This is a genomic window from Rhodopseudomonas palustris, from assembly GCF_013415845.1.
Lineage (GTDB): Bacteria > Pseudomonadota > Alphaproteobacteria > Rhizobiales > Xanthobacteraceae > Rhodopseudomonas > Rhodopseudomonas palustris_F.
This window is the reverse complement of the sequence record NZ_CP058907.1, coordinates 2,869,746-2,882,612: the sequence shown is the minus strand read 5'-3', so window position 1 is coordinate 2,882,612 and position 12,867 is coordinate 2,869,746. Positions and strand designations below refer to the sequence as shown.

Below are 12,867 nucleotides of genomic sequence, written 5' to 3'. Positions count from 1 at the left end.
CAATCTCCACCAGACGGCCACAGCGACGGCAGGAGACGCGAAGCGAGGCTGAAGTGACGTCTGAGACGCGGCGGCGTGCGATCGATGCTGCTGGAGCTCCCTGGGCCCGTGCGTCGGCAAGGATGGCCCTCCAATAGTCCTCGGGAAGATTGTCATCGGGGCGGAGGTCACCACCGCATTCCTTACGGACGGCGGCCTCCGCGAGCCTTTCCATCTGTCGAGGTGTCGGCATGCGCCAGCTCGCGGGTCGATCGGACATGCGCCACCATAGAACATTTCATGAACATTCGTCGAGTCACCCTTAAGGGATCCGCCGAATGTCTAAGGGCGAGCCGAATGAATGCCTCAATTCTGCAGGCGGTTCGAAAGGGAATATTCCGAGGTCATGTTCCATCAGTTCCAGGACGCAACATCTCCTCCGCCCCCTCCCCGTCCTCGATGAATCTATTAAATCTGAACTCGACCGTGTGCGCGATTGGCGATGTCCACGGACGTTCTGACCTCCTGGAGTCTCTCATCAAGTTCATAGACGAGCATTCGGCCGAAACTCCTCGTCGCCCCCGTGTCTACTTCCTGGGCGACATCGTTGACCGCGGACCAGACAGCCGCGGAGCCATGAATATCGTATGCGAAACACTGAAGCGCTGGCCTGAAAGCCGTTTGCTCCTGGGAAATCATGATTTCATGTTTCGCGATTCCCTGACGGAGCAGAGGTTTGTGGAAGATTGGTTCGCGCGTGGTGCAGCGACCACGCTTACCTCATATCTCGGACACTCAGACTGTTTCACATTCGACGATCTCCGCGAGATCAAAGAACGTTTTGAAGACCACTTGGAGGTCTTGCAATCAGCGTCGCTGAGCGAAATCCTGGGGCAATATCTCTTCGTGCACGCCGGTATCAATCCGGCCCGGCCAGCAGACGACCAGAACCTGAGCGACCTACTCCAAATTAGAGGATCGTTCTTGGATCACGTCAGCCATCTCTCGCACGTTGTGGTTCACGGCCACTCGCCGTTAACACCGCCACTTCCCGTTGTGACAGAAAACCGAATTTCGTTGGATACCAATGCGGTTTACACCGACGTACTTACGATGGTGATGATCGACACTGACAGCAATAGAATGGAGTTCTATTCGACTGGTCAGAGTGGAACAGTGAGGGCAACCGCTCCTGTCCTCATCGATAGAGGACTCGGCGTTGCCTGCAATTGTCCAACGCATCAGAAGGTGTATTGAACACCATTGGCCGAAGGCATGCATGGTGGGAAAGCCTGCCTTACAGCCGCCCTCCAGACAAAAGCGAACCTCCAGCCCCTTTCGGACGTCTGCCGTTCGGCGCTTGTGACCCGAAGCGGACGATAATTGCAGGCCAAGACAGCAAACACCTGCGCTACATGCGACAAGGAGCTGGACGCATCCCCGATGCAGTTCGCCCAATCAAGGCCAGAGTATCAGAACCGAAAACTTCCGGGTCAGTGACGATCGCAGAGCTCTAACAAAACCGAGCTTGCGATCCAGCACGCTCACCAGCTCCACTCCTCCGGCCGCCTTGCCATCCAAGATTCGGGCAGGTGGAGGCCTAGAGGCGCTCTCCTCTGGCGCACGCTCGTTCGCTACAGCTCGCGCTTCCGCGCCCGTGACATGGCCTTCACTAGGTTTTCGCGGTGTTCGAAGCTGACCAGGATGACGCCCAGGACATGGAGCGCGACGAGGGCGAGGGTCGCGTTGGCCAAGGCGTCGTGGACCTTTTCGCCCCCCCCAATAGACGCTGGTCAGCATGTACCCCGTGGCGCAGGCGCTCGAGATCATCACAATCAACGAGATGATCATGGCGGCACCGGTCGGATTGTGGCGACACCGCGCGGCGCGCGGAATAACACCGCGTCCCGAAGGTTTGCGAGCATGACGGCCCGCCCCGCCTAACGGCGCTACGACGAACTTTTCGTCATAATGATACCGTCGTTATTCCCCTTATCTCCACGCACACACACCAGCGCTACGATTGAACTAACGTTATCCACCTTCCTACACGACGCCCTGGACAAGAACTGCTTCAGTCGACATCCTAGCGCACCTTTAAAGCATGCGCTCTAAGCACGCTTTCCCACATTCACTCTAACAACTCGAATATTTCGATGCCCCCTCGCCGCAGACATCCCGCGTCAGAAATGAAGTTCTTCGAGTTTACGGACGCTGATGGACGACCGGTTTGGATCAACGTTGATAGAATCGTGTTTTTCAAAGAAGCGGACAGCGGCCCAAAGCACGGGACGCTCATTCGCCTTGCCGCGGACGGACGAGGAGCCGGCTCTAGCTTGATCCTAAAAGAAGACGCACAATTTGTTGCCGACTTACTCGCACGTGGCGTCGGTAATAATTGCTAATCATCCACCCTCTATCGCACCAATCGTCGCCTCACCATTTAACTTGAGTACGTCGGACAATCATTGCGTAGACAGGCAACTTCTTCTAATCATTTTTTTGCATATGACAGACCGAATACGCTAATCAAGCCGTATGTGGCCATGCGCATTGGCCTCGCCGCCATGACGTCACCCTAATTTACCTCCGTGTTCACTTCGGCGTACTTGACGTCCCGGCCATACTCGCCGTCCCAAAAACGACGATCGAGACGCACAGACAGACCTCACCAACGATAGCATTTTCGGCAAGCACACCGTCTGTAAGTCGAAATTTGCAACGATATACTCTCGTGCAACCTTGCGCATCGCCTCATATTGTTCAGGGTCTGCGAGTACATCGACAACTCGACGCGCCAATTCGCCCGCGTCAAAGAACGGCACCAACAATCCATTCTCCCCGTTGATAACCTCCCGAACGGGCTCGGTATCCGAACCGACTACGACGCAGCCTGCACTCATGGCTTCGAGACACGACCAAGACAGAACAAACGGATAAGTCAAATACACGTGGACTGACGATATTTGGAGCACTCGTAGGTACTGGTCATATTGCAATGGTCCAAGAAAGTGGACGCGGCCAAGATCTATCTTGCCCCTCACTTCTTCAAGAAAGATAGACTTCCAGGTCTTACCCGTCGGCGGATGAGCACCATAAGATGTACCATCTCTCCCAACGATCATCACCCTCAAATTTGGCCGATGTCGCATAATCGCAGGGAGCGCGCGCATAAAGACGTGAAAACCTCTCAGCGGCTCAAAATCTCTAGATACATACGTGAGCACTTCATCTTTCTCACTTACGGCTGATCCGTCTGGCAGAATGACCTTTGCATCAGCATTTGGCTTCACGATCGAGGTGTCTATTCCTTCATGGATCGTGTGAATCTTCGGACGAAAATGCGCGGGGTACGTCGAGTGCTGCCAAGAAGTCGGCGACACACCGACATCACAGTCCTCTAATGCTAACAAGGTGGCAGCGTTCTTCAGATGCAATCCCACATGACCATCCAGACCGGTCGACGGAAACTCTGGATCAAATCCGCAATCCTGGCCGTTCGCTCTATAGAAAAACTCGCAGTACAAAATAGTCTTTGCTGATGGGAATACGGTCCGCACCGGGATCGTCTCGCCCCAGCCTGGATGCGCAACGACAACGTCGGGCACAAATCCCCGCGATGCCAGCGCCGACAAAGCATAGAGAACTTGTTCCGCGCGCCGACACTCCAAGTCGAAACGACGTGCAAATGGGTGCGTGGCAGATACATCCGCAAAGTCCAGCGAATATCTTACCAATTGAACTCCCTCTAAGGCCTGCGATCCGCCTGCGCCGATAGCCGCGACAGACACTCCCCGCTCGCGAGAGAGGCACGATGCGAGAGCTCTAAACTGAGCAGGAAAATTATTGTGGATAAATAGGATCCGCATGAAACGAATTACTCTGCATGAAGTATCGAACGATAGATACAGGCCGCGATACGAGTGATCAAAAAGACATAATTTTTGGCCAGAATCTGGTCTATCGCCCTTCGCACAATCCCTGTTATTGCAGACATCTAAGTATGTCATCCTGGTTCGATTGCCAGACACAGAATGCGTGCATTCCGTATTTAAAAGGCGCCGTGCGATGAGAACTACGATACAACGTGATCCCGCTCACGGACCAGACAAACAACTCAAGCTCGACCGGGGACTGTACGTCGTTACGTACCACGGCGCCGAGGACAAGAATGCTCCTCCTAAGATCGTCGTGAGCGCGATGCCGGGCAGCGAGGGCGATATCGAATTTATTCTGCATCCGGACGAGACCACCCCAGTATTGTGGCAGCCCGGTACCACGCTGATTGTCCGAACCGCGCTTCCTGCATCAATCAACGTCCGCGTCCATCCCTCGAGATATGGCGGCTCGCAGGCAGCGACTGTGCAGATTGAGCCTTTGTCGCAAGGCGTCGATCCCGCTTCCCCTTCCACAACGCCAAGATCTAGTTCACGCGAGCTCGATCTGAACAGCTTCCGACTTCTCGGACACGTTGCAGGCCGCGGAGACGTAGTCGTGGGTCCAAACGAGTGGGTCGCAGGCCCCGGATCTCCTTCTCGAATCGAAGGTGTCATGCTGACTTGGCCCGGACAGCCTAAAGACCTCCACTTGAGATATGCGGTGAAGACGATGGAGACCAGAAGCAGTCAGGTCGACTTGGTCGCGACAGGCACTTTCTCCGGCACTCGCGGCAAAGCATTGCCAATTTCCGGCCTTCTTCTCGAAATGACCGGCCGCAGCGCAGGAAACGTGCACTTTTTGGCGGAGGCGATCTTTCTCAATTCTCCAACGCTACGTGCCACCGGGCAGCGCATCTCGCTGTCCGGACCAACTGGACGTGAGCCGATGGTCGGATTGCGAATAACGATTGAGGGGCTGGGTGCTGCCGATCCCATCGTTACGTCCCACTCGCAACCGGCGATCCCACCTATGACGACCGGCAGAGTCCGAGTTTTTCGTAGCCGTCCGCGCGAAGCCTCCGATTCGACCGAGTGACATGAACACGAGTGGCCAGAGGTGTCGTAAATCACGTCGACCTGGATTATGAAGATCAACCGACTGCTAATTGATCTGGCCGTACGCCGATCAGGCGGGCACGTTCTGCCAACCTAACACGTGTTCTGACCGGCACTTGCCGGTGGGATTTTGCTCGTGGATACGGCATTTCGGAGAGCGTGAGCCCCCCAGGATACAGGGCCTCGTGTTCTGCCCAATTGTCAAACGCCAAACGATCTACGTTATCAACGAATGTTTCGGCGGGAGTTCCCTCAGCAAGAATGAGCGAATGATCGCTTACTTCGACGTGGTAATACATGAATGTGCGAGGAACGTCCGTCTCTCGGACGACCGAAGTCCCGTTTACCAAGGCTCCGGCGTGAATAAGAATGCCGTCAATAAGCAGTGCGTGATCAGGTGAGATTAGCAAGTCTCTTGATGGAACGCCGTCGCTAATCGCACCCGCCATAATCCTAATTGGAAGCACTCTCACACTATTGGCAAATACCGTCGAAACAGTTTGTCGCCCGAGCCAATTCACAGTCCTCACCCGGCCATCCGCGCAGACGACAGTGTCGCCGCGCTTCAACGTCTCAACCATCACCTGTCCATCGACGGTCTGAATTCGAGTTCCCGCCATGAAGCAGATAGTCGAGGTGAAGTACCGAGCGTCCGCCGATTTGTTGCCGGCAAAATCGGCGACTTCAGCGGTAACCCTATAGGTTGGGTCGGATAAGCGCAACGCGTCGTATCTGCTAAGGTCGACCTCCCACTTCCCATTCGAAACCGTACCCGAAATCTTTTCAATTACTTTGTTATTTGATTCATCAACCACACGAACAACAACGGTTTGGCCGTTCTCCGCCGTTGTCGTCCCGGAAATTCTGAGCCCATGCCGCGCCTCGACACGACTCAACACATCGTCTCCGGCGATTGTATCGATGGTTATGGTTGGCGGTGCGGTGTCGACGATTTCTAATCCCTTTGGAGCTGAGACGGCATGTCCACTATAATTAAATGACAGATGCTGGCCGCCGTGACCGAAGATCTCAGTACCCGTCGGACCGATCAGACCAAGACCTACTATATCGTCGCTTGGCTTGACCGTGTACGAGAATTTCACCTGGTTACCATGCACCTCGGAGACAAAGGCCTTTTCGCCATTGTTTAGAACGATATATTCGGCATTCGACCCCGGATGAAAGAGGGACGAGACGTTACGGTCGAATTTGTAGGTAATCGAAACACTGTCGCCTTCATTCAAGAACGAGACGCCACTCCGATTGACGGCGCCCGTTGGCGCTCCCCAACTAATCGACTGCACCTTTGGTGTACCGATGACCATCATCGTCACTCCATCCCTGGTAATATCTTATGGTTCAGGTGAGACGCACCCGTATCGGATGTTACGATCAACATTATCTATCGCGATTTTTTTGAAATCAATGCGTTTGCGCCATTTGACATGATATGATTGTTTTATGAGACATTTAAACTGATCATCAACTGCTTCGCGCTCCACCGGATACGCACTACGATGCCCCACAGTCCCGCATGCCGGCGCGCCATCTATTGCACTCGATTGCAACTAACTCCAACACGCGGCCGGCGGACTCCAATTCAGAGCGACCATCGTCGTAACGGTGCGGGCGATGCAATCGTCCACTGAGCCAACCAAAATTTCTCCTCCTGGAGAGCCTGTTAGTGGGCGCCCCGCCGCATCGAACACACAGCATGCAGTGTCATTTGACACATGGTGCCAATCGATCGCGAATGTGTTCGATGTTGCGGCGGATCCCGACGAAATTGGACGGTTTGAGGGCAACTTCGCGTGCTATTCCACAAACCGATTCGTACTGACCAATCTGCAAGCAAGCCGCGTTCGTTTGGTACGATCGAATGCTACGATCGAACACGACCAGCTAGACCATTTCGCCGTAACGTTCTTCGCTGCTGGCGGCGCCACTGCCGGTGCCGAGCACATTTCAATAGACACCAGCCAGGGCGATGTTGTTTTTACCGATCTATCTCGCACGGTCACATTGCAGCTTGCGATCTTGCAATCCATTAGCGAGGCGATAACACTTTGGATCCCGCGTTACCGTTTTCAGGGCTCAATCAGCACTGAAAACGACCTGCACGGAATTGTTCTCAAGGGAGATACGGCCGCAGGCAGGATGCTCGGCTACTGCCTTCAATGCCTTTCCGACCAAACCCACTCGTTGACTTCGGACCACTTTGACTCGCTGGCGGACGGTCTAATCGAGTTGGCGGCCAACGCCGTTCGTACGATACCACAAGCTCAACTTGCTCCCCGCGTCGGCCGCCCCCTCGCATCTTTCGTTACCATCCGTCGCTATATCGAACGGAACCTCGCCTCACCATTTCTTGATGCCAACTTCATCGCGGTCAATTTCGGCCTCTCCCGTTCTTCGGTTTATCGACTTTTCGAGCCGGTCGGCGGCATCGCTAGTTATATCCGCAAAGCCCGTCTTCAAAAGACTTGGGTAGAGATCGTGACACCGGAACTCGCCGATCAGCGCATTGCGCAGATCGCACACCGCTATGGCTTCTCCAATCTTGGGACCTTCAATCGGCTCTTCCGAAATGCCTATGGCATCAGCCCGGGCGACGCACGCAAGAATGCCAAAATGAAAGGCTACATGCAGCCCTTCCGATCTCAGGCGATCGGTTCGAGCTGTCTCGCGGCCCACCTGCGGAGGATTGCCGAACTTCGGTAGTCTAGTCGGATCATTGATGCTTGGCTCAAATGGTTGAGACCGTTGAAAACAACACCTTGTTGAAAGCCCTAAAGATCTTCGAACGCGATCCTGTGCTTCGCTCGATCTACGTGCTGCGCGACGAGCTGTCCGGTGATTGCAGGACGCCGACAGAAGAAGAAGCGGGCTTCTTTCTGCTGTGGGCCGCGATCAACGGTCGCCGACGGTACCACGGCATCGTAATTGACTCCGACTTCTTTCGGTATCTGTCCGAGCCGGCCGGACGCTACCTCACACGCCTTGAACTGTTTGCTGCGACAGTTGCGGACAAGCTCAGCCTCCCAACCCCTATGCTTCATGAATGGTATTACGAGCAAGGCGTCCCCGAATTTGGCCTTGCTCCATTCGTCACCCACAGTGAGATACGTAGCTTTCGCGCTTTGTCCGAAGGCGTCATATCTCCAGGGGAATGTATAGGCCATGCTACTGCTCGGGTGGAAGCTGGTGAGGTCATCGATGTTGTTGAGGGTTTCAAAGCGGAACAGCAAGCCGGCAATGCTCGGATCGGCGTCAACCTGATCGGCTACGCCGAGGGCGTGTTCGGAATCGGCGAGGACATCCGCTGCCTCGCCGCGGTGCTGCGGCACGCCGATGTGCCGTTCTGCATCTACAATGTCGAGCTGTCCGAGACGCGCGCCACTTCGGCGCCAAGCGCGCTGGCCTCGCTGTTCGTCGATCGGCCGGTGTTTCCGATCAACGTGTTCTGCATGACCGCGTTCGAAACCGAGCGGCTGCGGATCGAGCGCGGCGCCGACCTGTTCGCGCATCGCTACAATATCGGCTACTGGCCATGGGAATTGAGCACGGTGCCGCAGTACTGGCGGCACGCATTCGACGCGATGGACGAAATCTGGGCTATCAGCCATTTCGTCGCCCGGGTGTTCGCGCGCGCCACTACCCGGCCGGTGCGATTCATGCCGCCTTATGTCGGCGTCGAGGCGGTCGCGCCCTTCGCCCGCGCCACCGCGAATTTCAGCGCCGCCGATTTCGTGTTTCTGACGATGTTCGATTTCAACTCTTACATCGCGCGAAAGAACCCGCTCGGCGCCATCGCGGCTTTCCAGGCTGCCTTCCCGGACCGCTTTGGCAACGAGCGGCTGCTGATCAAGAGCATCAATGGCCATGTGCATCCCGATGCGTTCCACCGTGTGCTGGCTCGGATCGGGGACGACGACCGGATTGCGTTGCTCGACGGGCCGATGTCGCGCGCCGAGGTGTGTGGACTGATCGCGGACATCGACTGCTTCGTCTCGCTGCACCGCTCCGAGGGATTTGGCCGGATCATTGCCGAGGCGATGTACCTGGGTACTCCGGTGATCGCGACCGACTACTCCGGAAGCACCAGCTTCCTCGACGCCGCGACCGGCTTCACCGTCGACTATCGTCTCGTCGAAGTTGAAAGCGGCGCGTATATCTTCTCCGACGGCAGCCAATGGGCGGAGCCGGATCTTGCAGGCGCGGTCGATCATCTGCGACGGGTGCGCAGCGACGGGAACGCAGTGCTGCGCAAAATCGAGGCCGCGCGGCGCCAGATCGTACGGCTGCACGGGCTCGACGCAGTGACCGCAGCGGTCGGCGCCCGACTCGACGCGCTGCGCCACGAGCTGTCGGCCGGGCAGGCTTAGCATCAGGCCGGGCCCGCCGCGGCCGGCGACGATTTGATTGTTGATTGATAGATTGCGGGGAGTGCGAATTGCAGGCGGACCGGAGCCATCCCGACGACGGCGCGTCGATCGACGAGTTGGTGACGATCGCCCATGCGCTGCGTCGGCGAGGTGATCGCCCAGGATCGCTGGCGACACTGCAATCCGCGGCGGTGCTCGACCCCGACCATGCGGGCGTGCAGGCGGAGATCGCAGACGACCTGCGCGAACTCGGCCGCACCGGGGAAGCCGACGCGCTGCTGCAACAGCTGATAGCGCGCCACCCCGCGCATATCGGCGCCCGGCTCGGCCTCGCCCGGCTGCGGCGGAGGCAGGGCGACCGCGCCGCGTCGCTGGCCGTTCTGCAGGAGGCCGCGGCGATCGCACCTGACCATACCGGCCTGCAGACCGAGATCGCCGCGGACCTGCGCGTTCTCGGCCGCCCGGAGGAAGCCGCGGTGATCCTCGAGCGGGTGATCGCCGCGCACGCCGGGGGGGTGGGGGCGCGGGTGGCGCTGGCGCATGTGCGGCGCGTGCTGGGCGATCGGGCCGGCGCGCTGGCGGTGCTGCAGGACGCCGCCGCGAGCGCCCCCGACGACCCCGGCGTGCTCGCCGAACTTGCCGACGACCTACGCGAACTCGGCCGCACCGACGACGCCGCCGCGGCGCTGGCGCAGGCCATCGCACTGGCGCCAGCGCATCTCGGCGCGCGGCTCGGCCTCGCCCGGCTGCACCGCCGGCAGGGCCAGCGCGGCGCGGCGCTAGCAGCGCTGCAGGACGCCGCCGCGATTGTCGCCACGCCGGCGATCCGGCTCGAACTCGCAACCGAGTATCGCGACCTCGGCCGCTTCGCCGAAGCCAGCGCGGAGATCGCCGCGGTGCTGGCGCTGGACGCGGAGGACCCGGCGGCGCTGATGCAGCAGGGCGCGCTCCTCAGGGCGCAGGGGCAGCGGGCCGAGGCGCATGCGGCGTTCACCCGCGCGCTGGCGCAGGCGCCGGACCGGGCGGCGGTGCTGGTGCAGCTGGCGATCGAGGACCGCGCGCTGGGCCGGCCGGCCGACTCGCTGGCGCGGCTCGACCAGGCGCTTGCGCTGGCGCCGACGCATTTCGCCGCGTGCGAGCAATTGGTCGAGCATCATCTGATCGCCGGCGCCAACGCCGCAGCGGCGAACTGCGCCCGGCGCTGGGCGGCGGCGCACCCGCAGCATCCCTCGCCGCTGCTGCAGCTCGGCCGCGCGTTGCTGGCGCAGGGCGAGATCGCCGCCGGCATCGCGGTGTTCGACGATGCACTGGACCGGCTCGGCCCGCATCCGGCGCTGGTGATCGCCAAGACCGAGGCGCTGCGCCGGCTGCGCAACTACACGGCCGCGCAGGCGACGCTCGACCGCCATGGCGCCGCCGGCGCGATGGCGCCGGCGCTGCTGCGGGCCGAGCTGCTGCTCGACCAGGGCTACACCAACACCGCCCGCGCGGCGCTGCAGGCGCTGCAGCCGGAGACGGCACCGGACCGCGCCCGCCACGCGCTGCTGCTGGCGCGCTGCGCCGAGGCCGACGGCGACCTCGACGCCGCGGTGGCGCAGGCCGAGACGGCGCAGATGCTGACGCCGGCCAGCCCGCAACCCGAACTCGAACTGGCGCGGCTGCAGCTCCACCGCTGCGACGCACCGGCGGCGCGCCGCCATCTCGGCCATCACGCCCGAATGCAGACCGCCGAATCGCTGCTGAAGCGCACCCCACCCCATCTGTCGCAAACCCACCTCGGCCAGCTTATCGACGAGCTGGCGCTCGACAACGCGGTCGCGGCTGAACTCGCCGCCGCGCGGACCGACCCGCCACAACCTCGCTTCGCCCGGCTGCGCAGGCTGTTCCTCGACTATCCCGACAACACTGCGGCAGCGACCGCGCTGCTCGACGCCGCGCGCCGCAGTGGGCTGTTCGCGCCGCCGAACGCGCCGGACGACGCGGCGCCGGCGATCCCGCGGCGGATCGCGCAGCTGTGGCACGAGGTCGAGCCGCCGGACGATGTCGGCTGGCTGATGCAGAGCTGGACCGCGCGCAATCCCGGCTTCGCCTATCTGCGCTTCGACGCCGACAGCGCCGCCGCGTTCATCGACGCCCAATGCGCCGACGAGGTGAGCGAGGCCTATGCGCTGTGCGGCGACGCCGCCCAGCGCGCCGACCTGTTCCGGCTAGCCTGGCTGGCGCAAGGCGGCGGGGTGTGGGCCGACGCCGACGACCGCTGCTTCGCCGGCCTCGCCGAGATCCTACCGGACGGCACGCAGTTCGCGGCCGTGCAGCAGATAGAGGGCGCCCTCGGAAACAGCTTCATCGCCGCCGTGCCCGGCCACCCGATCGTGTGCGCGGCGCTGGCGCAGGGCTGCGCCGCGCTGATCCGCGGCGATCACGATTACCAGTGGCTGTCGACCGGCCCCGGCCTGCTCAGCCGCGCCTTCGCCACCTTCATCAGCACCGCGCCCGACGACGGCTGGCGCAAAACGACGCGGATCTTCGAGTTCGGCGGGTTTCAGCGTTCGGTCGGAGTCGGGGCGTTGCTGGGGTACAAGATGGGATAACGCCTACGGCAGCGCCCACCGGACAATGACCGCACGCTTCCATTGCCCCAGAGTAGATCGAACCCACTGCTCAGCTGTCACCCATACACAATCAACCGGTAGCCAGCAGACCGTCATCCAACCAGCGAAGAGATCTGGCCAACTGGCCAGAGACTCATTGACTTATCGGCGAAGCACCCGCCGCCCTCGCTGCAACCTTCAACAATCATACGTTTTGGCGGCGGAAAACAGAACGGAGGAATCTCCAGATTCAGACGGCGCCAATCGCCCGTTAGAATATCTCGGTTCGCGTCTAACGAGCGGTACGTAAAGTGAGTCGTCAGCAAATACTCCGCTCCGCTCGCACATATATTTCGGAGAGCTGCATATATTGCCTCGACCGGTAGATGACCGAGACAATCACGACAAAACACCAAGTCCGCACGCGGCAACTGCGACGTCATTAGATCAATCTGGAAGAATGAACGACGCTCATTCGTCCACAATTGCGAATTTCTCTCAATAAGCTGCCCGACTATATCGCCGCCTATATAGTTGACGCCTTCGAGATCCACCTCTTTCATCCAATTGAAGTCGCCGCAGGGAATGTCAAGTAAGGTCCGAACCTTGAGTTCTTTCAACAGCAACGGGAGCTCACTCTGTAAATGCCTCGTCTGAGCTCGCCTAGACCCTGGCCCCGATACCGATTCCGCATCGTTCCAACTGTTGTGCCTATAAATTCCGGTAAAAACCTGCTCAACGTCTGTCATGGATCTTTCACCGCCAAAAAATTATAGCTGACTTCAGCACACTCCCAGCACGACAGCTATATATATAATACTACACACGCACTCTCAGCCAATTGACGATCGCGCCACCATCGCAGATTTATGCGGCACATCGATGCACTCAAGACCTGACACTCAATGACCGGGCAGC

Annotated in this window: 8 protein-coding genes; 5 read left to right on the top strand and 3 right to left on the bottom strand. The window is 59.4% G+C overall.

Translation table 11 applies throughout. From position 1 onward, the window contains the following. The first annotated feature begins 336 nt into the window (after positions 1-336). On the top strand, positions 337-1,236 hold the full coding sequence (locus HZF03_RS13095; protein ID WP_165858163.1) for a metallophosphoesterase: 900 nt from the start codon (positions 337-339) through the stop codon (positions 1,234-1,236). Between the two features lie 1,316 nt (positions 1,237-2,552). On the opposite strand, the gene HZF03_RS13090 is transcribed toward HZF03_RS13095, so the two are convergent. Then, positions 2,553-3,770, bottom strand: coding sequence for a glycosyltransferase (locus tag HZF03_RS13090; RefSeq protein ID WP_338111520.1), 1,218 nt, complete (start codon positions 3,768-3,770; stop codon positions 2,553-2,555). Positions 3,771-4,047: 277 nt separating this feature from the next. Between HZF03_RS13090 and HZF03_RS13085 the strand changes: the two genes are divergently transcribed. Then, positions 4,048-4,953 carry a hypothetical protein gene (locus tag HZF03_RS13085; protein ID WP_119019616.1) on the top strand — a complete coding sequence of 302 codons (906 nt, stop codon included), beginning with the start codon at positions 4,048-4,050 and terminating at the stop codon, positions 4,951-4,953. 55 nt (positions 4,954-5,008) lie between these two features. On the opposite strand, the gene HZF03_RS13080 is transcribed toward HZF03_RS13085, so the two are convergent. Further along, positions 5,009-6,301, bottom strand: coding sequence for a Hint domain-containing protein (locus HZF03_RS13080; RefSeq protein WP_119019617.1), 1,293 nt, complete (start codon positions 6,299-6,301; stop codon positions 5,009-5,011). Positions 6,302-6,728: 427 nt separating this feature from the next. Between HZF03_RS13080 and HZF03_RS13075 the strand changes: the two genes are divergently transcribed. The 3 genes from HZF03_RS13075 to HZF03_RS13065 all read left to right on the top strand — a co-directional run bounded on the left by HZF03_RS13075 (position 6,729) and on the right by HZF03_RS13065 (position 11,949). Beyond that, a complete protein-coding gene (locus HZF03_RS13075; RefSeq protein WP_165858164.1) occupies positions 6,729-7,694 on the top strand; it encodes a helix-turn-helix domain-containing protein in 966 nt (321 codons plus the stop codon). Between the two features lie 29 nt (positions 7,695-7,723). Then, on the top strand, positions 7,724-9,358 hold the full coding sequence (locus HZF03_RS13070; protein ID WP_119019619.1) for a glycosyltransferase: 1,635 nt from the start codon (positions 7,724-7,726) through the stop codon (positions 9,356-9,358). Between the two features lie 68 nt (positions 9,359-9,426). Then, the gene (locus HZF03_RS13065; RefSeq protein ID WP_179906162.1) at positions 9,427-11,949 is read left to right on the top strand and encodes a tetratricopeptide repeat protein; all 2,523 of its coding nucleotides are present in this window, start codon (positions 9,427-9,429) and stop codon (positions 11,947-11,949) included. A 113-nt stretch (positions 11,950-12,062) separates the two neighbouring features. Here HZF03_RS13065 and HZF03_RS13060 read toward each other — a convergent pair whose 3' ends face one another. After that, entirely contained in the window at positions 12,063-12,698 is a 636-nt protein-coding gene (locus HZF03_RS13060) for a methyltransferase domain-containing protein (protein ID WP_119018167.1), read from the bottom strand. Between the last annotated feature and the right edge of the window lie 169 nt (positions 12,699-12,867).

Coding starts and splice junctions, on each gene's coding strand:
- HZF03_RS13095 (WP_165858163.1), top strand. CDS start 337: ATGAATGCCTCAATTCTGCAGGCGGTTCGAAAGGGAATATTCCGAGGT.
- HZF03_RS13085 (WP_119019616.1), top strand. CDS start 4,048: ATGAGAACTACGATACAACGTGATCCCGCTCACGGACCAGACAAACAA.
- HZF03_RS13080 (WP_119019617.1), bottom strand. CDS start 6,301: ATGATGGTCATCGGTACACCAAAGGTGCAGTCGATTAGTTGGGGAGCG.
- HZF03_RS13070 (WP_119019619.1), top strand. CDS start 7,724: ATGGTTGAGACCGTTGAAAACAACACCTTGTTGAAAGCCCTAAAGATC.
- HZF03_RS13060 (WP_119018167.1), bottom strand. CDS start 12,698: ATGACAGACGTTGAGCAGGTTTTTACCGGAATTTATAGGCACAACAGT.